The 23,351-nt window shown below is 36.2% G+C and carries 16 protein-coding genes; 8 read left to right on the top strand and 8 right to left on the bottom strand.

The genetic code is table 11. From position 1 onward, the window contains the following. Positions 1 to 170: 170 nt before the first annotated feature. Positions 171 to 2,183: a sensor histidine kinase gene (locus tag A3EM_RS0101910; protein WP_020526470.1), complete on the bottom strand. Its 2,013-nt coding sequence runs from the start codon at positions 2,181 to 2,183 to the stop codon at positions 171 to 173. Between the two features lie 346 nt (positions 2,184 to 2,529). Between A3EM_RS0101910 and A3EM_RS0101905 the strand changes: the two genes are divergently transcribed. The 3 genes from A3EM_RS0101905 to A3EM_RS0101895 are packed head-to-tail and all read left to right on the top strand — an operon-like array spanning position 2,530 to position 4,268. Further along, positions 2,530 to 2,958, top strand: coding sequence for a MarR family winged helix-turn-helix transcriptional regulator (locus tag A3EM_RS0101905; RefSeq protein WP_020526469.1), 429 nt, complete (start codon positions 2,530 to 2,532; stop codon positions 2,956 to 2,958). Then, positions 2,955 to 3,515, top strand: a complete 561-nt coding sequence (locus tag A3EM_RS0101900; protein ID WP_020526468.1) for an NADPH-dependent FMN reductase — start codon at positions 2,955 to 2,957, stop codon at positions 3,513 to 3,515. Before A3EM_RS0101905 ends, A3EM_RS0101900 begins: the two co-directional genes overlap by 4 nt. A 9-nt stretch (positions 3,516 to 3,524) precedes the next feature. Continuing rightward, positions 3,525 to 4,268 carry a class I SAM-dependent methyltransferase gene (locus A3EM_RS0101895; protein WP_020526467.1) on the top strand — a complete coding sequence of 248 codons (744 nt, stop codon included), beginning with the start codon at positions 3,525 to 3,527 and terminating at the stop codon, positions 4,266 to 4,268. Positions 4,269 to 4,287: 19 nt separating this feature from the next. On the opposite strand, the gene A3EM_RS0101890 is transcribed toward A3EM_RS0101895, so the two are convergent. From A3EM_RS0101890 to A3EM_RS0101875, 4 genes are all read right to left on the bottom strand, one after another. After that, positions 4,288 to 6,687, bottom strand: coding sequence for an ABC transporter permease (locus tag A3EM_RS0101890; protein ID WP_020526466.1), 2,400 nt, complete (start codon positions 6,685 to 6,687; stop codon positions 4,288 to 4,290). Positions 6,688 to 6,869: 182 nt separating this feature from the next. Next, a complete protein-coding gene (locus tag A3EM_RS0101885; protein WP_020526465.1) occupies positions 6,870 to 7,490 on the bottom strand; it encodes a hypothetical protein in 621 nt (206 codons plus the stop codon). Between the two features lie 195 nt (positions 7,491 to 7,685). Next, complete coding sequence (locus A3EM_RS0101880; RefSeq protein WP_020526464.1) at positions 7,686 to 9,164, bottom strand: glycine--tRNA ligase; 1,479 nt, start codon at positions 9,162 to 9,164, stop codon at positions 7,686 to 7,688. Between the two features lie 137 nt (positions 9,165 to 9,301). Beyond that, the gene (locus A3EM_RS0101875; protein ID WP_169513319.1) at positions 9,302 to 10,765 is read right to left on the bottom strand and encodes a hypothetical protein; all 1,464 of its coding nucleotides are present in this window, start codon (positions 10,763 to 10,765) and stop codon (positions 9,302 to 9,304) included. Between the two features lie 484 nt (positions 10,766 to 11,249). On the opposite strand from A3EM_RS0101875, the gene A3EM_RS0101870 reads away from it, so the two are divergent. Continuing rightward, positions 11,250 to 12,068, top strand: coding sequence for an SHOCT domain-containing protein (locus A3EM_RS0101870; protein ID WP_020526462.1), 819 nt, complete (start codon positions 11,250 to 11,252; stop codon positions 12,066 to 12,068). A 205-nt stretch (positions 12,069 to 12,273) separates the two neighbouring features. Here A3EM_RS0101870 and A3EM_RS41240 read toward each other — a convergent pair whose 3' ends face one another. The 3 genes from A3EM_RS41240 to A3EM_RS0101855 all read right to left on the bottom strand — a co-directional run bounded on the left by A3EM_RS41240 (position 12,274) and on the right by A3EM_RS0101855 (position 16,234). Continuing rightward, positions 12,274 to 13,104, bottom strand: coding sequence for a hypothetical protein (locus tag A3EM_RS41240; RefSeq protein ID WP_020526461.1), 831 nt, complete (start codon positions 13,102 to 13,104; stop codon positions 12,274 to 12,276). A 136-nt stretch (positions 13,105 to 13,240) separates the two neighbouring features. Next, entirely contained in the window at positions 13,241 to 14,281 is a 1,041-nt protein-coding gene (locus A3EM_RS0101860) for a 2-oxoacid:ferredoxin oxidoreductase subunit beta (protein ID WP_020526460.1), read from the bottom strand. Between the two features lie 87 nt (positions 14,282 to 14,368). After that, positions 14,369 to 16,234: a 2-oxoacid:acceptor oxidoreductase subunit alpha gene (locus tag A3EM_RS0101855; RefSeq protein WP_020526459.1), complete on the bottom strand. Its 1,866-nt coding sequence runs from the start codon at positions 16,232 to 16,234 to the stop codon at positions 14,369 to 14,371. A 1,375-nt stretch (positions 16,235 to 17,609) separates the two neighbouring features. On the opposite strand from A3EM_RS0101855, the gene A3EM_RS0101845 reads away from it, so the two are divergent. From A3EM_RS0101845 to A3EM_RS45405, 4 genes are all read left to right on the top strand, one after another. Then, a complete protein-coding gene (locus tag A3EM_RS0101845; protein ID WP_020526457.1) occupies positions 17,610 to 19,985 on the top strand; it encodes a DUF2339 domain-containing protein in 2,376 nt (791 codons plus the stop codon). After that, positions 19,969 to 21,198 carry a DUF3999 family protein gene (locus A3EM_RS0101840; RefSeq protein ID WP_020526456.1) on the top strand — a complete coding sequence of 410 codons (1,230 nt, stop codon included), beginning with the start codon at positions 19,969 to 19,971 and terminating at the stop codon, positions 21,196 to 21,198. Before A3EM_RS0101845 ends, A3EM_RS0101840 begins: the two co-directional genes overlap by 17 nt. Positions 21,199 to 21,309: 111 nt before the next feature. Next, positions 21,310 to 21,957, top strand: a complete 648-nt coding sequence (locus tag A3EM_RS0101835; RefSeq protein ID WP_020526455.1) for a hypothetical protein — start codon at positions 21,310 to 21,312, stop codon at positions 21,955 to 21,957. Beyond that, positions 21,942 to 23,309: a DUF922 domain-containing protein gene (locus tag A3EM_RS45405; protein ID WP_020526454.1), complete on the top strand. Its 1,368-nt coding sequence runs from the start codon at positions 21,942 to 21,944 to the stop codon at positions 23,307 to 23,309. The genes A3EM_RS0101835 and A3EM_RS45405 overlap by 16 nt, the downstream gene beginning before the upstream one ends. Positions 23,310 to 23,351 lie beyond the last annotated feature (42 nt).

The raw sequence follows: 23,351 nt of genomic DNA, 5'->3' as shown, positions 1-23,351 counted from the left end.
AAAATAGATGGTTTGTGCCAGGTTGTAGGTTGGGTCTTTAAGAAAAATTCTAAAAAATGAATAATACCAAAATCCATTTTTGTTACGAAATTATTAGAGATAACGTTTCATATTTCGTAAGGGGATTTGATGTAATTCCCGATGTGATTACAGATATTTAGTGGAGTTTTTCAGCTTTTTAATAAAATAAGAAAGACTGCTCCCTTTCCTTGCTCGCTTTCCAGGGTAATGGTTCCTCCCAGCTTTTCTACCAAAATTTTCACAATGCTCAATCCCAGCCCGGTTGATTTTTCACCTGCAGTTGGTTGGGCGGAAAGTGTCTGAAATTTCCCAAAAGCTTTGGCTTTGTCCTCTTCCGAAAAGCCCTGGCCTTCATCCTTCACTGCAATGGTTAACTGCCCTTCCTTTACTTTGGCGCTTATGCTCACGGTTTTATTTCTGGGACTAAATTTTAAGGCATTGGAAACCAAATTATCTAATATTCTTTCCAATGCATCTTTGTCCGTTTGGAATTGGATAGGCACTTTAATTTCTGCAGTTAGATTTATGTCTTTTTTATGAGCAGTTTTTTGAAAACCCTCTACCAGGTTATGGATTAACTGAGCAATGTCACAATCTTTAAATACCAGCTTTTTCTTATCCTGTTCGTATTTCTGAAGGGCATTTAGTTGCTCTACCAATTTGCTTCCCTGTTGAGCCACTTCTATAATTTTTGTGTTTAGAAACAACTGATCTTCTGAAAGCTCTCCTGAAAGTGACATAACCTCTGCCAATCCTGCAGCCCGGTTTAATGGAGCTTTTAAATCGTGGGCGACCATGGCCATTAAAGTTTCCTGATCCTTTAATAATTGTTGTAAGCTATGGTGTTGCTTTTCAAGGACCAGTTTCTGGTTTTCAATTACCTGGGTTCTGTCTTTCACCTTTTGTTCCAGATTGTCATTCATTTCGGTAAGTTTCTGAGATAAAGTTTCACCATTGGTAAGGGCAAGGGAAAAACGTTTGGCAGTTACAATCATCATGGATAAAAATAAGACCATTGCTCCCCAGTTGGCTACATTGCCAAAATTGATAACCAGTTGGGCGTAAAGGATATCTATCAATAAGAAAGGGAAGGCAAAAGCAATGCCTGCTAAAAGTATAATCGATCCAGTTTCTTTGTTTCTGGCAGCTTTAAAGTTCACATAAATAAAGTAAAGCGTGGATCCCAACATGAAAATATGATAGTGAATAGCATGGTAAATAATGGAATCGAAAGGTAAAACAAAAAGAGCCAATACATGCACACTGGCAATTATCCAGCTAATTACAGTGAATTTTTTTGAGGTATAGGTGGGAAATAAGGAATAAGAAAACTGAATAAGAATTGGGATGGCCAGATAAGTACACAGCCATCTGAAATGGACAATAGTAGAATGGCTGAGTTCCGGATAAATTATTCGGAGTATTATTTCATCAATACTTGAAAAACGAAGAAACAAACAAATGGCAAAAAGCGCCAGATAAAGGAAGAAATATTCTTTTTTCCTAAATACGAAAAAAATAATTTGTGAAATGGCCACCAATAAAATTAACCCCAGCATAATGCTGTCAATAATTTGTTTTTTTTCCTGTGCTTTCTCGAGAAGTGCTTTTCCTCCTAAGGTCACCTTCACTTTTATCCCGCCATACAAAAAATTCCAGTTGGAAACATGCACTAAAATATCCAAAGTATCTCCCTGATGGAAATAACCGGGAATTGTGATGATATTGGTATTGTAATCAGGGATTTCATCAGCTTTACTCCACCCCACTTTTCCAGAAGTGGCAATTAACTTCCCATTCACGAAAATTTGATGTGCCGACAAGGATTCATATAATTTCATCGCCACTGGCCGGGCCGATGTAGGCATTACAATTTTTTTTCGGTAAGTGACCAATCCTTTTAAAGGTACAGGATGGCCTTTCCAGGTCATTGTAGTCCAGTTTTTAGGGAGGTTGGTCAATTCCCAATGTGCAGTATCCAGTTCGTGTATTCCAAGCAGTTTGCCCACATGGTATTGCCAATTCTCATTCAGGTCAATTGTTTTATTATCAAGATCATAATCCCTAAGGTCCAGCTCTGTATCCTGTGTTTTGGGATAGGCAAAATGACCCAGGAAAAACAGGAAGAGCAGTAAACATGATCTGGACAAAAATCTGGTCATGATGAACCTTTAGAATTTTATATTAAAGTAACTTTTTTTAATTAGAAATCTAAACCATACAACAGAAGATTGATATTTGTTTACTAATTACCACAGGCGTGAAATAGTTGTTTCTAGTTTTGTATGGTTAATCAGTATCTTCAGTTGCTGTAATATTATGCTTATTTTGGGCTAGTAGCTCTAGAAATACGTCTTTACCACAGTACTATTTCAATTATTGGTGAAAATTCTGGTCCTTTTAAGACTTGTTTAAAAATATATTATCTGGAAGTTGAACTTTGTTGGGATTATTATTGTATGTACAATAGTTGTATGAATCTATTTTTACAATTCTAATGATGTAAATATGAATAATACCTATTTCGAAACCATTCACAAAATCATCACAATGGGCCATTGGGTTACGGATCAGGTTAGTTTGGAATTGAAAGAATTTGGCATAACCGAACCGCAGTATAATGTGTTACTTATATTGAAAACGGCTAATGGAAAGCCACTAACTGTCCAGGAAATTCTGGAAGGGATGGTGCAAAGATCGAGTAATGTGACCCGAATAATTGATAAGCTTTTGGCAAAAGGCTATGTGAACAGGTGTGAGTGTTGTACTAATCGAAGGAAAATGGATATTACCATTACCGAAGAAGGAATTAAACTACTTAGAAAATTAAATAAAAAGGTAAATACAATCCATAAACCCATGATGGAAAACCTGGGGGAACAGGAGTTGAAATTATTAAATCAATTGATATCAAAATTAAGATCAAATAAATCATGACTAAAAAAATCTTAGCTTTTGCTGCGAGCAATAGTAAACAATCGATCAATCAAAAGTTAGTAGCATTTACCGCAAACCAGGTAGATGAGGCAGAAATCACTTTCCTTGACCTAAATGACTATGAAATGCCTATTTACAGCATTGACAGAGAAAAGGAATCGGGTATCCCCGAACTGGCGCAAAAGTTCAAGGCATTGATCAAAGCATCTGATGGGATAATCATCTCTTTTGCGGAACACAACGGAGTCTACTCAGCCGCTTTTAAAAATATTTTTGACTGGATTTCCCGCCTGGGTAAGGATGTCTGGGAAAGTAAACCTATGTTGCTAATGGCAACTTCACCCGGGGGGAGAGGAGGAAAAACTGTTTTGGATATTGCTTTAAATCGCTTCCAGCTGGCCAATAAAAATACAATTGCCACTTTTTCCCTTCCTTTTTTCAATGATAATTTTTCAGAAGAAAACGGAATTACGGACGAACCACTTTTAGAAGAATTTAAATTAAAACTGGGCACATTTGAAAATGCGGTTTTACCTTTGGAAAAAGTAGGAAAATAAGCCGGCAAAATGATCGATAATTTCTCTGATAAGTCGAAAGAATATGCCCTTTACAGGCCCAGCTATCCCAGAGAAGCCATTGAATTTCTAATTGCTCTGGTGGAAGAAAAAAAGCAAGCCTGGGATTGTGGTACTGGAAATGGGCAATTTGCAGTGGAACTTGCTGAATATTTTGACCGGGTCTGGGCTACTGATTTAAGTGCCAACCAGATCAAAAATGCTGTTCCGCACGATCGAATTACATATAAAGTAGAGCAGGCGGAAAATGCAGCCTTTCCTGAAAATTCATTTGATCTTATTTCCGTAGCACAGGCCATTCACTGGTTCGATTTTGATGGATTTTATCCGGCAGTAAAAAAAGTACTTAAGCCTGAAGGTATTTTTGTGGCAATTGGCTATTCTACTATTCAAATACCGCCTCATTTGAATGAAATAATCCATCATTTCTACACTGAGGTGGTGGGCAAATATTGGGATAAGGAAAGAAGGCACATTGATGCCGGTTATCAAACCATTCCATTTCCTTTCAGGGAAATAGAAACTCCAGCATTTGAAATTGAACTCCATTGGACTTTTGAGCAATTGATTGGGTACCTAAACACCTGGTCATCTGTGAAACATTATATCAGTCAGAATAGGGAAAATCCTGTTGATATAATTCAAGAGAAATTAAAAAATGCCTGGGGAGGGACTGAAAAAATCAAGGTGATATTTCCAATTATTTTGAGGGTTGGCAAAAAAGGGAAGGCTTAAGGGCTTCCCTTTTTTGCTTTTATTCGTCCTTAAGAGAATCTACCGGATTTACTATAGCTGCTTTTACTGATTGATAACTGGTGGTTAGCCAGGCAAATAGCAGAATAAGCACCCCTGAAGTCAGAAAAATTTCGTACCCGAAGTCAATTCTATAGGCAAAATCTGTTAGCCATTTATTAATCAGGTACCAGGCCACCGGAATTACCATTAAAAAAGCAATAATTACCAATTTGGAGAAATCCCTGGACAAAAGTAAAATTATACTTTTTACAGATGCTCCCAATACCTTACGAACCCCAATTTCCTTAGTCCTTTGCTCTGCCATAAAAGCAGTTAATCCAAATAAGCCCAGGCAGGCTACTAAAATGGCCAAAACCGAAAAAGCACCCAGCAAGTTGCCCAAATTTTCTTCTTTTTTATAAAGATTATCAAAATCGTCATCCAGGAATTTATAATCGAAAGGAAACTCCGGAGCAAATTCCGCATAAACTTTTTTTATGGCTGCAAGGTCCTTTTCCAGGTTTTCACTTTGCAGTTTTAAAGCAATCATCCAGGTGTTTTCAGGGCTAATCCACATGGCCAGCGGATCAATCTGATTTTGAAGCGATTTATAGTGAAAATCTTTTACCACGCCTACGATTTTGCCATCCAGTGGTCGGTCAGGCTGGAATACAGCGAATTCTTTTCCTACAGGGTTTTTTATATTAAATTTTTTAACTGCGGTTTCATTTACCAGATAGCCCTTTTTTATGTCAGAAGCTATTTCCTCATTCAGGTTCCGTCCATCTGCGAGTTCAAGACCCATTACTTCCATATATTCTTGATCAAGGATAAGCGTATTGATATTGGTTTTAAACTCTTCTCCATTTTCATCAGGAATTACATAGGAATAATGAGACTGCATTTTTCCAGGAACTCCATTCGAACGGGTTACATTTTTAACCCCTGACAAGGATTTTAGTTTTTGTTTAAATACCTCGTAATTCCTGGTAATTTCAGCAGTTGGATAGAAAAAAATTACCTGTTCTTTTTCAAAACCCAACTTACTGGTTTTCATAAAGCTCATTTGTTCATACACTGTGATAGTGAAAATTACCAAAAAAGCTGCAATAGCAAATTGGAAAACGGTCAGTACTTTTCTAATTGAAGAAGAACCCGATCCACTTAAGTTGCTTTTAAGTACTTTAGCCGGATGAAATGCTGAAAGGTAAAAAGCAGGATAGCTTCCAGCCAAAATTCCTGTTAGAATACCAATGCCAAGCATACCTGCGAGAATGGAAAGATTTTCCATATAGATGAAATCCAACCGGATGTCCATCATGTCATTTATCCAGGGAATCATCAATTCTAATAGCAGGATGGACAGTGCAAGCGAGCTAAGACTCAGTAGCAATGTTTCTCCTAAAAACTGGCTAATCAATTGGCCTCTGAATGCTCCCATGGCCTTTCTCATACCTACTTCTTTTGCCCTCTTAAAGGCTCGTGCTGTGGAAAGATTCATGAAATTGATGCAGGCAATTAGAAGAATAAATAATGCAATCGCTGAAAAAGCATAAATATAATTTCTATCGGTGGTAATGACATCACCCCTAATATTTTGACCAAAATGAATTTCCCGGAGCGGTTGAAACCAAAAATAACCAGTGGATTCTTCCTGGTTTCTACCTAGTTTTTTATTTAGAAAATCGGTAGCATCTTGTTGTATGGTCTGGGTATTTTCCATATGATCTACCATTACATAGGTAGGATAGTTCCATGAATCATAGTTTTCAAAAAAATCCTCTCTCATCCAGTCTGTGTAGATGATTGAAAGAGAAGTGAAAGGAAGAATATAATCGAATTGTAAATGGGAATTAACTGGTGGGTTTTCCACAACTCCGGTGATGGTAAACTGAAAATCTTTGTTAAAAGAGACTACCTTTCCCAATGGGCTTTCCTTTGGAAAATGTTGTGCTGCGATTCGTTGGGAAATAACCATAGAAGTCGGTTCTACCAATAAATTAGCGGGGTTCCCTTCAATTATTTTAAAAGAGAACATTTCCACAAAATCACTGTCCGCCATCAAAACTTCTCCCTTGGCAAGTTTTTCTTCTTCATATTTAATCAGGGCATCATCTCCGAAATTCAAAGTTCTGCTGTAGTGGGTTATTTCATGAAACTTTTCTTTCAGGTGCGGTCCAAAAGCAGAAGGGGACCAGGTTTGTCTGGCTTCTATTCCCTTTTTAACAGAAGTGGGAATAATTCGGAATATTTTATTTTGATTGATGTGAAAGTTATCAAAACTCAACTCAAACCGGACAAAAACCAAAATTAGAAAGCAACAGGTTAGGCCAAGAGTTAAACTAGCCAGATTGATAAAGGAATAAATTTTATTCCTCGTTAAATGACGAAGGGCAATTTTGAGATAGTTCCTGAACATAATTTGAAAAATTGACACTAAAAATTTAAGTACAGTTCTTAAAACTATGAAAAAAAACCAGCATTGAAAAGGATGGTTGGGGAGGAATCTAAAACAAAAAAGGAGGCTCTTAAAGCCTCCCAGATATTTTTATAATTTGTGTTTGAATTGAAAATTCCTGATGATTAGAATTCTGCCATTTTTTAATACAACAAGTTTTTTGTTTTATATTCCTGAATGGCATTCCGGTATTTAGGGTTTTCAGGATCCTGCAGACTGAGCTCAAACAAGTTAATCAATTCCGGATGACCTTTATATTTTATGAGATAAAGACTTAGCGGCTCCATTTGCCAAAGGTAGATGGATAGAAGTGCAAAAAAGACCAGTTTCTTATCAATATTTTCCTTGAAAAGTGATTCAGGCTTTACTACCACCCTGATGATCAGTAAAAGCATAAGCCCAAGTCCGCTAATCAAAAGCAATTGCTTGCTGCCCGGAAGAAAAAGCAGGTCCAGTAAAGTGCCAATAGCAGCTATGGAAATACCCAGATTGATAAGTTTGGGTAGGATTACATGATAAAGGAAATTTGGTTTTTCAGAAGGGGTTTTAATTGCAGTATTGCTGGAACCGAAGCCTAAAATTAAATTACAAATAGCCACTAACACCAACCCAAGGGTCAAAAGATTATTACCCCCCTGGTAATTATTGATCCAGAATAAACCTCCAATGAGGGTAATGACCAGCCCGGTCATTTCCACCTTGGGTAATATTTTATTGATGAAATAGGAAAGTCCTGAGGTGGAATTATTAGTGTTATTTGTCATTGTAAATCAAAGCTCCAGAGCTATTTAAAGTAAAGTGTTAAATTGAATTGTAAATTTCATAAAAGCAAATATCAGGCTTCAGACAATAATTCATCCCAAATCTAATATTGAGCATTTAAACGCCTTTAAGATAAAAAAAGTCTTCCAAATTTACTTTGGAAGACTTTTTTTGAGGTTTTACTTCAATAAGTAAAATTACAATTTTTTTAGCAGATTAGTCATTGAAACCTGTTCGCCTAACCATTCTTTTACTTTACTGATACTCATCCTTTCCTGTGCTGTAGAATCCCTGTGTCTTAAAGTCACCGTATCATCTTCAAGTGTCTGGTGATCAATTGTGAAACAGAATGGAGTACCGATTAAATCCTGTCTGGTATATCTTTTCCCAATGGCAGCCTGTTCTTCATAGAAAATATTATGATCAAATTTCAGGTCATTATAAAGGGCTTTTGCCTTTTCAGGAAGTCCGTCCTTCTTAGTTAAAGGTAAAATAGCCGCCTTAACCGGAGCAATTGCCGGATTGAACTTAAAGTAAGTTCTGGTTTTCACCTTATCTCCTTCTCCAACTTCTTCTTCAGTAAATGCATTACAAAGAGTAGAGAGGAATAACCTGTCGGCACCTATTGAAGTTTCTACTACATAAGGCACATAATTCTGATTAATTTCAGGATCGAAATATTGTTGTTTCTTCCTTGAATATTCCTGGTGCTTGCTTAAATCAAAATCAGTTCTGGAATGAATACCTTCTATTTCTTTGAAACCGAAAGGAAATTCGAATTCTATATCAGCAGCAGCATTGGCATAATGCGCCAATTTATCATGATCGTGAAATCTTAATTTTTCAGGATCAGTTCCCAATACGGTATGCCATGCCATTCTTTGCGCCTTCCATTTCTCATACCATTCCATTTCCGAACCTGGCCTTACGAAAAATTGCATTTCCATTTGCTCGAATTCCCTCATCCTGAAAATAAACTGACGGGCAATGATTTCATTTCTGAAAGCCTTACCAATCTGGGCAATTCCAAAAGGCACTTTCATTCTGGCAGATTTTTGCACGTTCAGAAAGTTTACGAAAATACCCTGAGCAGTTTCCGGTCTAAGGAAGATGGTGCTGGCAGCATCTGCAATGGCACCAGTCTGGGTAGAAAACATTAAGTTAAATTGTCTTACTTCGGTCCAGTTTGCTGTTCCCGAAATAGGACAGGTAATGCCTTCTTCCATAATCAAATCATGAACACCAGCTAAATCTTCAGCTTCCAGCAATTGGTTCATTTTTTTGATTAAATCATCAGCCCTGGCCTCATCACCAGCCTTTCTATATTCATCGGCTTTATCTTCAAGCAAATTATCGGCTCTGTATCTCTTTTTAGAATCTTTATTATCCAGCATGGGATCGTTAAAACTATCCACGTGACCAGAAGCCTTCCAGGTGGTGGGATGCATAAAAATAGAAGCATCTATCCCTACAATATTATCATTGAGCTGGGTCATAGCTTTCCACCAAAATTGTTTGAGGTTATTTTTCAATTCAACCCCATTCGAGCCGTAATCATATACCGCCTGCAAACCATCATAAATTTCACTGGAGGGGAATACAAACCCGTATTCCTTAGCATGAGCAATTACTTTTTGTAATACTGTGTTCTCCTGTTTCTTGTCATTCTTTGCCATGGCGCAAATATAGCGGTTAAAATTAATTTTTAAAGAATAGGAGTAAGGATGTATAGAATTGAAATTCCCCAAAAAACAAAAAAAGTGCTGTAGCCAAATAATAGCCACAGCACTAAAAATGTTTGCTTCAAATAAAATTAATAAAATGAATATGTAGTTGATTCTCCACCAGAAGAAGATGAAGCTGACCGAGTGGCTAGGTGTCCATTTTCATCGAATGTATATGAAAAATTGTAGGTTATATCAAATCCATTTTCTTCCAATTGATAAGAACCTGGCAACTGTTTTTGGGCTGCGATAGTTGGAACAATTTCTACTGGAAAAGGATTGGAGCTACTGTTGTAATTATCAAAAGTTCTGGTAGAAATGAGTTCGTATTCTTCCTCGGTATCTACCGGAATATAGGTCAGTTGTTTATATAAATTGCCATTATCGAAATAAAGGAATACAAATACAAAACCTAATTTGAATTCTCCTGAACTTTGTTTGTAATAAACGGCTTCTCCTCCAATGTTGCCAGCAGGATCGTAGTCATATTCCTTGTAGGAACTTTTTTCCCCATTTTCTATTTCTTCTGAACGGGTGACTCTGCCATCCTCATAATAAAAATACTCATCGTGATTAGGGAAATGATTAATCTTTTCTATTTGCCCATGAATATTATAATAATAGGTATCTGTTCCTGTGCGTTTACCCGGAGTCTCGGTTTCCCATTCTATTTTCTCGATTTTTCCGGAAGCTTCATAAAAGAAGGTCTTTCTGGATTTCCAGTTTCCTCCAATTACTTCATAGGATTTTGGTTTGCCTACCAATTCATTATCCAGAATTGTAAATTCCCTTTTATTTAATTCCCCTTTGGTGATGGCTCCTTCAGTTTCTGAAATTGAAAATTTGAAAAGCTGATGGCCAGATAATACATTGTTATGTATTGGGGTTACCTGGAAACTGGCTGTAGTTGCACCCAATGGCACTACGATTTTTAACTTTCCTTCTGAATTGAATTTTGGCTCGGTCTGAAAATTACCATTTTGAAAACCTTCCTCTATTTTTAAGGTAATGGACCCTTCGCCTGGAGCAGGACCAGACAAATTAATCTGGATTATGGTTCCTTTTAACTCAGTTTCAAGAAGGCTGGAAGAGGCTTCTGAAAAGGAAGCAGTGACTCTTTCCTCATCCTCCACCAGAATAATTTTTAAACTGTTCTTAATGCCCGGTTCAAATCCCTTGCTAAGTTCCAGTATTTTAAAATTTATTGCCCTATCTGATCCCAGGACAGAATTATTGACGGGAATAAAATCAAAAGATACTGTTTTTTTACCTTTTTCAATAGGTATTTTCAATAGATTTTCAGCAATTTCAGGACTGGTTTCAAAATCGTCCGGGAAATCAGATTCTACTTCCAATGTGATTTCTCCATCGGAAGGAGCAGCCTTATCAAATTGGAGGAAAATTTCTTTTGATCCTCCATTTTCAGGGATCGAATCATCTTCACCAAATTGAATTTTAACGGGTTGTGAAATTGGGGTTACCTGTGGTTCATCCTCGTCATTGCAGGAGATAAAATTGGCTATCACCATGATACCAATTAATAGTTTTGACACTAGTTTCATAAAAAAGTTGTACGTGTGAAATGTGTTTTAACCTGGCTTTGGGTTTTTTAGAAAAAATATTAAGGGAAGTGGTTCTTTAGAAACGCGTTTTCTAAGATAAATCACTTAATAGCTAAAACAACTTACGGCTAGCTGGAAATTAAATTTTTGATCTTCTTCTATTCCAGATAAATGATAATTCGGAAACTGCAGGAATAATGTTGCAGTTTTTTGCAGGATTTTTATAACTAATTGATATACAGGCCGAAAATTATTTTTAATTGTTAATAGAGTTCTGCTGAATTCATCTCTTTGTGAGTAAATTCCTGAACTTTTATTTTTTAATTCCTATGGTTGAGCATTTTCTCCATTATGAATAGTGAATACTGCTTTGCTTAAATTCCAATTAAATCCTTTTCAAAAAACTTATTATCCCTATTATGACTACCTTTATAAAAAACAATAGTTGAATATTTTAAATCCGGAAGGCAAAATAATGAGTGGTTTATTTACTGATGCAAGTGTACAAGTAATGGCTGAAGTGGCCAACCGATACCAGGTAAGCTTCCAGACTGTGCAGGAATTGTCACATGCTTTGATTCGTAGCAATGGCACCATGGCACAATTCAATCTTCCCGAGCTGGGAGGGTCTGGCCAATGGATGCAGGGTGGAATGACTATGGTAGGCGACATGTTTAACAATCAATTGAAATTTACTGTAGATGGGCTTTGTATTGATTTGTCTAACTTAATTATTCAGGGCTCTATTCAATATAAACCTTTGCTTAAAAAATCGCCAGATGAAGGTGGTTTTCAGGGAGGAAACTGGTGGGGAGATTTAGGTATTCCCAATTCTTCCGGCAGCCAGAATGATATGCATTATGCCATTTTTTCAAATCCTGGAAGGCTCGCCATCAAAAGGCACGGGCAGGTAACGGTTTACGATACACTCGACCACCAGATTAATGGGGTAGGGCAGCAGCAAGGTGGAAGTGATTCCGTGAATTTTACGAGTCAATACGGGAATGTGTCCTTAAGCGATTTGCCAGTTATTTCCGGGGAGAATAAGCCAAAGGATGAAGTGAAGCCCCAACCGGGTTCATCCTCATCTGTTCAGGCAGAGGAACCTATAGAAAAGGAGGAAAAAACGCCAAACCAGGATATTTTAATTTCTTCTGCGGAAGAGGCAAAAACTAAAGAAGCTGAAGATGATATTTTTGAAAAAATAGAAAAACTAGCCGCCTTAAAAGAAAAGGGAATACTGACTCAAAAAGAATTTGACGATAAAAAAACGGAATTGCTGGGAAGGATATAGTTACTTTAGTAATCAAAAACCATAGGCTCTTGATGTCCCTGCGGGGTTTTCGTAGAAACCCTGCGTTTATAAAGGGAAAGGCTTTAAACTAAAAAACTCAAGGATATAGGATTATTGTTTCAGTAGGGTTTTCAAGGAAAAGCCCCGTTTCCTAAAGTGTTTTTTCCTGAGAATTCATGTTTCTTTTATAAAAAGGACAAATTTTCTATCTCAATGATTTAAGTTGAATTTCTATTATTGTAGGTCCGTGCTTTTCAATAAGTTCAGGTTGTCTTACTATATGATCTGGAATGTTTGTCCAATGGGAATAACTGTTATAAATATGATCTTTTGTAAATATTTTGCTTGTTGGAATTGATCCAACCTTTTCGAAATCAATATCGGATGTTTCAAAATTTACAGCCATGAACCATTTAATTAGAGGATCATCTTTAAATGTACCAGGAAATTCTTGATACTTGGATATAAGAATATTCCCATATTTAAAATAATCGAGATTTGGAGGTTGTTTTTTAAAATAATCACAAATTGCAATCAGGTTAAACCCATATTCTGTTTGTTCTTCAGATTCTAGAACATAAAGAGCCCCAAAATGTCCATTTGATAGATTAATACCAAGGCAATCCCCTTTTTCGAAAATTGAATCTATTAATTTTATCTTTTTCCTTTTTCTGGGGGTTTTCCTTTCTGAATTTAATTTAATGAGAAAATTTGTAAGTGCTTTTTTTCTCTTTGTAATTTCGGATTGCTTTGCTCCAAGTTCTTTCCAAAGTTCAATATCTTTTCCTGAGGTTATAATTTCTGTTACCCGATTCAAAAGTTTAGCTTCAAGAGATTTACATTCCCACTGACAAAGGGCTAAAGCGAACCAAAAATTGTTGATTTCTTCATTATCTTCTAGAATTTCTTTATTTGAATTAATGAGATGATTTGTAATCTCTTTTACTTCTTGTCCCTCATTATAGAACGCAAAAAAATCCTCCCGAATATCTTCAAAAGTGTCATTGGAAGATATTCCAGTTCCCCAATATCCCATAAGGTTGTGTTTAGTTTTGCTTGTAAATTACTTGATAAAAATAAAGAATCTATACATTAATTGGTGGGATAAAACTAAAAACCCTCACCCAAAACAAAATTTCAGGTGAGGGGGAAAAAATTTCCAAAAATAAAATCTACTTGATTTCCCAGGTACTGTGGCCGGCTAAAAGGGCATCTAAATCACCTTCGCCTTTTGAAGCTAATGCCTCCTGAATCTGCTTATTAAACACATCTTCATAATTAAACCTTTCCTCAGCGTAAAATACGCCAAATGGCCTTGGTAAAGCTCCTTCCGTTTTGGGATCATCAAATAGTTGCGTGAGAATAGAGGCTTTTATTTTGTCCGATTTATCGTGTTTCCATAAATCTTCTTTTGAAAACCCTTCATCCAAATTGACTACTGTAGGTTTAAAACCATCCAGTTTAATACCCAAATTTCCCTCTTTACCAAAAACCAGTGGTTCTCCCTGCTCCAGAAAAATGACATTATCAGGCTTAGTGGCTTTCTCTGTGAATGGGAAAAAAGCCCCATCATTAAACACGTTACAATTCTGGTAAATTTCCACCATGGAAGTACCTTTATGTAAATGAGCCTCTGATAATACATCCCTTAAATGTTTGGGATCTCTATCCAGGGTTCTGGCTATAAATGTCCCTTCTGCACCCATACATAAGGCCAATGGATTGAAAGGATGATCCACAGAACCCATAGGAGTTGATTTTGAAATACTTCCTTCTGGTGAAGTTGGGGAATATTGCCCTTTAGTCAACCCATATATCTCATTATTAAAAAGCAATACATTAAGATCGAAATTCCTTCTGAGCATGTGAATTAAGTGGTTACCCCCAATGGAAAGGGCGTCTCCATCACCTGTAATTACCCAAACACTGAGGTCAGGGTTTACCGCTTTCAGTCCACTAGCAATGGCAGGAGCCCTCCCATGGATACTGTGCATACCATAAGTATTCATGTAATAGGGAAACCGGGAAGAACATCCAATTCCTGAGATAAACACGATGTCCTCTTTGGGCACACCAATTTCCGGCATAATGGTTTGTACTTGTTTGAGAATGGAATAATCTCCACAACCCGGGCACCACCGTACATCCTGATCGGTGGCAAAATCTTTTGGGGTTAATTTTTCTACTATATCGTTTGGTGTATTCTGACTCATGATTTCAATATTTTAATAAAGTACCAGAGTTTCACTTCGAAAGCTCCGCTCTGTATAACAATTTAAAAGGTTGTTATTTTTGTTCAACTACTGCACTGCTTCTAAAGTGTTTTCACCCAGGACTGCATTTTTGATTTCATCTACTGTAAAAGGAAGGCCTTTTACTTTTTGCACCCCTTTGGCATCAATTAAGAATTCACTTCGGATCATTTGTAACAATTGTCCTTTATTCATTTCCGGAATAACAACTTTTTTGAATCTGCTCAAAAGCTGTTTCAGGTTTTTGGGAAATGGAAATACATAACGCAGGTGAGCGTGAGAAACGGAATGACCCTCTTTTCTCAATTCCCTTACAGCAGTTTGGATGGCTCCAAAAGTGGAACCCCAACCCAATACCAGCACATCCCCCTGACTTTCTCCTATGGCAATTTGCTGTTCTGGTAAGAATTCGGCCATTTTCTTCACCTTTTCTGCTCGAAGATTTATCATAAATTCATGGTTAGCCGGATCGTAGGATACATTTCCTGTTTCGTGTTCCTTTTCCAAGCCTCCAATCCTGTGTTCGAACCCTTTCATTCCGGGAATAGCCCATTCTCTTACGAGCTTCTCATCCCTTTTGTAGGGGAGGTATTTCCCTTCTTCATTTTTACTGTTGTCATTTACCCACTTTGGATGGATCTCAGTTAAAGCTTCAGACTTGGGAAATCTCCAGGGCTCGGCACCATTGGCAATATAGCCATCGGAAAGTACAAAAACCGGAGTCATGTGTTCCAGGGCAATTCTACACGCCTCAAATGCCACTTCAAAGCAATCTGACGGGGAGGAGGCTGCTAGCACGGGCACCGGAGCCTCTCCATTTCTGCCGTAAACGGCCTGAAACAAATCAGCCTGTTCGGTTTTGGTTGGTAATCCTGTTGATGGTCCGCCTCTTTGCACGTTACAAATGACCAGCGGCAATTCCAGAATGGTGGCCAGCCCGATGGCCTCTCCTTTAAGGGCAATACCTGGCCCTGATGAAGCGGTAACTCCCAAAGTTCCTCCATAGGAGGCTCCTATGGCAGAACAAATTGCAGCAATTTCATCCTCAGCCTGAAAAGTTTTAACCTTAAAATTTTTGTATTTGGAAAGGAAATGAAGAATATCTGAAGCCGGGGTAATGGGATAACTTCCATAAAATAAATTTAGTCCCGCTTTTTTTGCCCCCGCAATCAGGCCAATGGCCGTGGCTTCATTCCCTTTTATATTTCTATAAATTCCTTTGGGCATTGGCGCTGGCTCAACCTGATACCTAGATGTAAAAGCCTCACTGGTATCACCAAAATGGTAACCGGTTTTTAATACATTAATATTGGCTTCCCTTAGCTGTTCATTATTCTTGAATTTCTGATTAATGAAGGCGATGGTATTGTCAAGTTTTCGGTTGTACATCCAGTAAATGTACCCCAGCACAAACATGTTTTTACTTCTGTCAATCTCCTTTATCCCCAAACCTGATCCTTTCAGGGCATTTCTTGTGATTTTTGTAACATCAATTTTATGAACTATATATTTATCCAGAGAATGATCTTCCAATGGGTTTTCCCCATCAGCATATTTTGCCAAATTGAGGTTTTTCTTGTCAAATCCATCGGTATTGGCTATGATCAATCCTCCAGTTTTTAAGTTTTCCAGGTTGACTTTTAATGCGGCTGCATTCATGGCCACCAGTACATCATATTTATCTCCGGGTGTGAAAATTTCCACACTGCCAAATTTGAGTTGAAATCCGGAAACCCCTGCTAATGTCCCTTTGGGAGCCCTGATTTCTGCCGGAAAATTTGGAAATGTACTGATGTCATTTCCATAAAGGCCAGTAGTTTCACTAAACTGGCCACCAGTAAGTTGAATCCCATCCCCGGAATCTCCGGCAAACAGAATCACCACCTCTCGTTTAGTTTCGGTTGACTTTGTCATAATTAGTTTTTGAATTTGGGTGAATTACCCCGTAACCAAAAGTGAAGGCAGGAAGACTTGTTAGTTTATCAAAGGTTTTTACCTGCCTGGCTAATCATTGCGGAGTAGCTAAAAATTGGTTGAAAAGCCTGAGATGTCCTTACAATTTAAAAAAAACTGTAAAAGAATCATAGCTTAATTTGAGTAAGATTTGGCCGATTAGTCCTGATAGAATTAAATTAGGTATAACCGGTAGTTTACTTACAACAACAGCAAGAAAGTAGCATTTCGAAATTGTTTAGGAAAATGAATATTAAGGAAGTGATTTAAACTTTTTGTTGGTTACCGTAAATTGTCAAATTAAGGTTCTCAGGTAATAGGAAAATTTGGACTGCGCCAAGATTTGGTAATGGAGCTATTTTTAGATTTTTCTATGAACTGAGGTTCTTGAACCAGGCAGACGCCTCTGTGGCAATTTGCAGCTTAAAAAAATAAGTATGAACCACTTCAAAAAACAAAAAAGCCTCTTCTTGTGGTAGAAAAGGCAACATAATCAGTATGAACTGAAATAATAAAGAATTTTCTTTAACCACAACAACAGGAACTCAGGCAACAGCAACAACTATTGTGAGCATTTGGACGAGATTGATATGGTGTGTTTGTATTCATCATTTTGTGATTGATGGCACAATTGTAAAGATTTTTTCCAAAAAACAAAAAATAAAATTGAAAATTTAATTTGTTTTATCTCCTAATCAACCAAATAAATTCTGATATTGTTTCTGCATTTTATTAAAAAGGTAACAATCAAGAGCTTAGAATTGGATTGTTGAATTGGCTTTTTTGTGGAATGATTTTTCAACTCCTATTCAGGGATTAGTTTTTAGGTATTGCCTTGCCCCCGGATTTCATCCGAGGTTATGGATATGTTTAATCCCTTTCGGGATTGAATTTGAATGCTGATAAAATTTAGGTACGTGAAATTAAGTCTTTTGAGCCTGAGTTTTTTTTAGATAAATGCAATTTACCATTGTACAAAATCACGGTTTTGAATTTTAAGATCAGAACATTTTAAAAATCAAAAATGGATATAGTGTGAAATAAAAGTTTTAATCGCGAAACCCCAGGAAAGGGTTTAACACGAATAGCTCCGTATGTAATGCGGAGATAAAAAACCAACAGATATATCAACTCCTGAATGGGTATTGAATAAATATTTGCCTTAGGAGACGTTTTATCCAAAAAATTATATCTAAATATGATAAACCCCCGTACAACCATAACTACTAACCTGCTAAAAGATATAAGTGGTTGGACAGAAATAACTATCTTTTAGTTACTGCAACTAATTGATAATGAGGGGGAATGATTCAATATTAAAAAAGTACAGGTACTTATGACTGACAATCAAGACAGAATAAATGAACTATTAAAAAGGTTGGAATTGCTTTCAGTTCAGCAAAAGAAATTTGAATTAGAAATTGAGGATATCAGGAGGGAGTTGCTTGAATTGAAAGTTCAGGAAGAGAAATCGGAAGCTTTATCAGAAAAGATAAAACCCGAACCTGTTCAGAAGGAAGAAATTAAACCTGTTATCCAACCGGAAACACCTAAAAGAGAGAAGTCGGTTCGCCTGGAGGATCAGCCTTTTTTTGCTAAAACAAAAAAGAAAAAACCTGCCAAAAGTTATTTCCCAAAATCTGATTTTGAAAAGTTTATCGGGGAAAACCTGATCAATAAAATTGGTATTATTATTCTGGTAATTGGGGTGGCTATTGGTGCCAAATATTCGATCGATCATGACCTGATCAGTCCCTTAACCCGGATTGTACTCGGATACATTAGTGGGATAGTTCTCTTAGGTTTCGGCATGAAACTCAAGACAAAGTACGAGAATTTCAGTGCTGTTTTGGTGAGTGGAGCCATGGCAATTATGTATTTTATCACTTTTGCCGCCTATAGTTTCTACGACCTTTTCCCACAGGCTGCCACATTTGCACTCATGGTTGTTTTTACCGCTTTTACCGTTTTTGCTGCCCTGAATTACAACAGACCTGTGATTGCCCATTTTGGTCTTGTAGGCGCATATGCCGTTCCATTTTTGTTAAGTGATGGTTCCGGAAAAGTGGCTGTATTGTTCAGCTACATGGCGATTATCAATGTCGGAATTTTGGTAATTGCATTTAAAAAATACTGGAAATCCTTATATTATGCGGCTTTTGGGCTTACCTGGTTAATTTTCATTCCCTGGTTTTTGATGGAATATAATTTTGAAGACCATTTTGCCTTAGCCATAACTTTTCTGACTATATTCTTCATCACTTTTTATGTAACCTTCCTGGCCTACAAACTGGTGAAACAGGAAAAATTCATGAAGGTGGATATCCTGCTCATTCTGGCAAATTCCTTTATTTATTATGGAATAGGGTTCGATATTTTAGATAATCACACCCTTACCGGAGAATTGCTAGGCCTATTTACCCTGGCTAATGCATTAGTCCATTTTGCAGTAGGTGCGTTGATTAAAAAGAAAAAATTGGGTTCCAATAACTTGTTTTACCTGGTCATTGGTTTGGTCATGGTTTTCATCACCATGGCGATTCCTGTTCAGTTGGATGGAAACTGGGTAACCTTGCTCTGGGTGGGTGAAGCAGCATTACTTTTCTGGATTGGCCGAACCAAAAACATAGATTTTTATGAAAAAATCTCTTATGCCTTAATGCTTTTGGCATTTTTCAGTATTTTCCACGATTGGGATAATGATTATGGCAATTATTATAAATCAGTTCCGGAATCCAGAATTACTCCGCTATTCAATATTAATTTCCTGACTTCCATGCTTTTTATAGCAGCCTTTGGTTTTATCAATTGGCTGAATCAGCAAACCAAATTTACTTCTCCCTTAAAACCGGCAAAAGGTATTTATCAAATTATGCCGGTGGTAATACCCGGTATTTTACTAATTGTTTCTTATTTTGCCTTTAATATGGAGATTGAAACTTACTGGGATCAGTTGTACATAGATTCGGAAATTTACATCACGGAGGATGGTGATACTTACTCCAACTATTATTTCAATTACGATCTGAAAACATTTAAGTCCATTTGGACTATTATTTATTCCCTGTTTTTTTGGGCAGTGTTGTCTTTTATTAATTTGAAAAAGCTGAAAAACAGGAAGCTGGCCATTGTTAATTTGTTCCTCAATGTGCTGGCTATTATTACTTTCCTGACTGCCGGTTTGTACGCACTCAGCGAATTAAGAGATAGTTTTATTTCCCAAAATTTAGCCGAATACTACCACAAGGGGACTTTTCATATCGGTATCCGATATGTGTCTTTTGTATTTCTGGGGATGGTTTTATTGGCTACTTATCAATATGTGAAACAGGAATTTAAGGAAAAACAATTTCCTATAGCTTTCGATGCTTTGATGCATATTTCAATTTTATGGGTAACCAGTAGCGAATTAATCAACTGGCTAGATCTTTCAGGGTCCGATCAGGCTTATAAACTGGGTTTAAGTATATTGTGGGGAGTTTATGCGCTCATGCTTATAGCTTTGGGGATTTGGAAACGAAAAAAACATCTCCGAATTGGGGCGATAGCCTTATTCGCAATTACCCTAATCAAACTGTTTTTCTATGATATTTCCCAACTCGATACCATTTCAAAAACCATAGTTTTTGTATCCCTGGGGCTATTATTGTTGATTATTTCCTTTTTATACAACAAATACAAAACTGTTCTTTCAGATGAAGTTGAGGCTTAAAATTATTACCTTTTTACTGTGTTTGGTTGCTTCACTTTCCCATGCACAGGTGGAGAAATTTAATTATAAAAGATCAATTGATGGTGTTTCTGATCAATGGCATAAAATAACACTTCCGGTGGATATTTATGGCAGGGTTTCTTCCCGGTTGAATGATTTGAGGATTTATGGCATCACCAATGAAAATGATACAGTGGAAGCACCATATTTGCTCAAAAAGCTGAATGGGAAACACACCACTAAAGAAATCAGTTTTGAGCTGATGAATGTTTCCCAAAATGCGAAGGGTCACTATTTTACTTTTAAAGTAGCTTCAGCGGAAACTGTTGACCAGATATCCCTGGATTTTAATCAGGAAAATTTTGACTGGAAAGTGCAGCTAGAAGGCAGTCAGGATCAACAGGAATGGTTTACCCTGGTGGATGATTATAGAATTTTGTCTATCAAAAATCCTCAAACTGATTACCATTTTACTAAAGTATCTTTCCCAAATGCTACTTATTCCTATTATCGCCTGCTCATCAAAACTCCGGATAAACCAGCCTTAAAATCGGCAAAAGTGCTTAAAAATGACATCCTGAAGCCGGTTTACAACGATTATAAAATTGTGAAAAAGGCTGTTTCAGAGGATCAAAAAGGCCATAAAACCATATTAGATATTGATTTGGAAATCTCCGTTCCGGTTAATTACCTGCAAGTAGAAATAAATGAAGATTTTGATTTTTACCGGCCTGTGAGAATTCAGTATTTATCAGATTCAGTAAAAACGGAAATGGGCTGGCATTATAATTACAAAACTATTGGGACAGGAATTCTGAATTCTATTGAAAATAATGCTTTTTCGCTGGATGGTAACACCTTAAAAAAGTTGAGGTTGATAATAGAAAATCGGGATAATGAGCCATTGTCCATTGGGAAAATTACCGCCAAAGGATATCAGCATGAGTTGTTAGCCAGGTTTACCAAAACAGCTGATTATTTCCTGGTTTATGGGGGAAATGTCAGAATGCCATCTTACGATATCAATCATCACACCGCCAATATTCCTGCAAATTTAGCTGTACTTCAATTGGGAAAAGAAGAGGAGATTGACCATCCGGAAGAACTAAAAGCTTCACCCTTATTTGAAAACAAAGCCTGGCTTTGGGGAATCATGATTTTGTTAATTGGCATGCTGGGTTGGTTTTCTTTTAGAATGATGGGGAAGGAGTAGAAATATACAATTCGAAAACTTTAAATAATAGGTGTATATTTATGGGGTTATCAATAATGTGAGAAGGATGTTTTATATTTAATCTCTAGATTTGGTAATTTTTTATTCCTAATGAATAAGCATTTTTACGACTTATACAGCAAAAAAACAGAAAGCCAGTTAAGACAAATTCTAGTTAATAAAAAAGATTATCAAGAAGAGGCTTTGGAAGCGGCAATTCTGGTTTTGAATGAAAAGCATGGAGCTTGTATTTCAATCAAAAAAAAAGTAATAGAAGCAGAAAATACAAATCCAATTGATAACACTACAAATCCGAAGAAAAGGAAACCATTTTTAAGAACACTTTCTTTCAGGGAATTTTACTCAACTATTTGTGTTTCTTTAATATTTTATTCTGGAATAATTGTTTTTAATCTTTATTCTTCAGAACCATGGTACCAGGAAGTAAGTAAATATTTTTACATTACACTTTTGTTGGTAATCATTCCTTTTATCCATATTTCCTATAGAATAGAACATAAGAGGAGCAATGATTTCGAAGGTCGTTTTTATCATACCTTTTTTTCATTTATTGTTGGATGGATTATAATAAGTTTATTGGACTACCTAATAAATGAAACTTATTATATTTTATCATTCAGGTTAATATTCAAAATAGTCCTAAGCCTGTTGGGGATGGCATTTGCCGTTTTATTTTTTGAATTGGTATATTTCTTATTAAATCAATTATTAAGTTTATTCAAGTGGCGAATCTGGTAAAAACTAAAAGTTATATTTCAGTTTTTTCTCTAGCAATATTATCTATAGTAATCTTATATGAAAAAGATTTTTATAGAGAAAAAAAGATTAAAAACTGGACTCTGTTAACCTGGGAAGATTTTGATGGGATTCCCCTTCCTTTTACTTCCTACAGTGCAGGAATCCAAAGCTTTGTATATATAGAGTACGATTCAATAATCAAGGCATATAAATCTTACGCAGGACAAAATAATGTTGGGTCCTGGGTGAAGTCTTCCGCCAAACATAGTGAGGATTTGTTACGGCATGAACAATACCATTTTAATATTACAGAGTATCATTCCAGAGTTTTAAATTCAAAAATAGAAGGATTGGGAAAGGAGAATGAAAAGGAAGTAACCAAACTCCTAAGGCAAACACGAAAAGATTTATCCAAAATGCAGAAGGATTATGATAAGGAAACTGATCATAGTAGAAATGTAGATATTCAGCGGTATTGGGAGTTTAAAATTGATTCTTTACTAATAGGCTCATCTATTGATAATAATCCTTCAGTTCACACAGATTATTTGGCAGGGACCAGGGTATTTTTTCCAGATACTGTATCTGAAATAATTTCTGGAAGTGAAAAGGATTATGTTTATAAAATGAATAAATTTTTTAAATATGGGATAAGTTTTTCAATTACCAATATTCAACAAACCGTACAAACCATCTACAATCTCGATAAGATTCAAAATCTGTTACTTGCAGATTCTCTTCAAATAGACTCCTTGGAAAGTATAGAGTTTAAGAGAAAAACAGGTGTGTATTCTATTGTGATTGATACTTTTAAAAATAATAAAAAAATAAAATTTTGGCTGGATAATGATTTTGAATCTGTTGAGGCAGTGGTCACAATCCCACATACGAAAAATAATAAAGGCTATGAAAAAATAGCATATTCAATATTAAACTCAATTGAATTTTTTGATTGTGAAGAGTATTGGAAGAATAAATTTTTATCTGTAGATATTAATAAAGGGAAAATAAATAAAACTGAGGGGGTAGAACCAAAGAATTATAAAAAGGGGGAATGTTTCCAGATACAAGAAAATGGGAAGTATTTATTTTATAAACCACTTTTACTAGATAATGGGGATTTAGGATTGGTTTATGATATTGTAGGCATTTCTGATTCATTGATCATAAAAAACTGTGTTTTCAATGGAAATAGAATAATGTATTTTCCCTTAGATTCTGGTTTACAAAAAATAAGAATTCCTAAAGAATTTTATAGTGAGAATGATGAATTATTTATAGGGTATTTTCAAAAAATGGATTCAACCCAGGAATGTATTCCGTTTATAAACGAATATCTTATGCTTAATTAGTAGGGATTTTACTTTAACCTATCTGCCCTCATAAAAAAACAT

Source organism: Flexithrix dorotheae DSM 6795 (genome assembly GCF_000379765.1).
Lineage (GTDB): Bacteria > Bacteroidota > Bacteroidia > Cytophagales > Flammeovirgaceae > Flexithrix > Flexithrix dorotheae.
Note: the sequence above shows the minus strand (reverse complement) of the source record. Positions and strands in the feature narration are given on the sequence as shown.

What these genes read in the sequence shown, in the direction of transcription:
- A3EM_RS0101910 (WP_020526470.1), bottom strand. Translation starts at nt 2,183, where the DNA reads ATGACCAGATTTTTGTCCAGATCATGTTTACTGCTCTTCCTGTTTTTC.
- A3EM_RS0101905 (WP_020526469.1), top strand. Translation starts at nt 2,530, where the DNA reads ATGAATAATACCTATTTCGAAACCATTCACAAAATCATCACAATGGGC.
- A3EM_RS0101900 (WP_020526468.1), top strand. Translation starts at nt 2,955, where the DNA reads ATGACTAAAAAAATCTTAGCTTTTGCTGCGAGCAATAGTAAACAATCG.
- A3EM_RS0101895 (WP_020526467.1), top strand. Translation starts at nt 3,525, where the DNA reads ATGATCGATAATTTCTCTGATAAGTCGAAAGAATATGCCCTTTACAGG.
- A3EM_RS0101890 (WP_020526466.1), bottom strand. Translation starts at nt 6,687, where the DNA reads ATGTTCAGGAACTATCTCAAAATTGCCCTTCGTCATTTAACGAGGAAT.
- A3EM_RS0101885 (WP_020526465.1), bottom strand. Translation starts at nt 7,490, where the DNA reads ATGACAAATAACACTAATAATTCCACCTCAGGACTTTCCTATTTCATC.
- A3EM_RS0101880 (WP_020526464.1), bottom strand. Translation starts at nt 9,164, where the DNA reads ATGGCAAAGAATGACAAGAAACAGGAGAACACAGTATTACAAAAAGTA.
- A3EM_RS0101870 (WP_020526462.1), top strand. Translation starts at nt 11,250, where the DNA reads ATGAGTGGTTTATTTACTGATGCAAGTGTACAAGTAATGGCTGAAGTG.
- A3EM_RS41240 (WP_020526461.1), bottom strand. Translation starts at nt 13,104, where the DNA reads ATGGGATATTGGGGAACTGGAATATCTTCCAATGACACTTTTGAAGAT.
- A3EM_RS0101860 (WP_020526460.1), bottom strand. Translation starts at nt 14,281, where the DNA reads ATGAGTCAGAATACACCAAACGATATAGTAGAAAAATTAACCCCAAAA.
- A3EM_RS0101855 (WP_020526459.1), bottom strand. Translation starts at nt 16,234, where the DNA reads ATGACAAAGTCAACCGAAACTAAACGAGAGGTGGTGATTCTGTTTGCC.
- A3EM_RS0101845 (WP_020526457.1), top strand. Translation starts at nt 17,610, where the DNA reads ATGACTGACAATCAAGACAGAATAAATGAACTATTAAAAAGGTTGGAA.
- A3EM_RS0101840 (WP_020526456.1), top strand. Translation starts at nt 19,969, where the DNA reads ATGAAGTTGAGGCTTAAAATTATTACCTTTTTACTGTGTTTGGTTGCT.
- A3EM_RS0101835 (WP_020526455.1), top strand. Translation starts at nt 21,310, where the DNA reads ATGAATAAGCATTTTTACGACTTATACAGCAAAAAAACAGAAAGCCAG.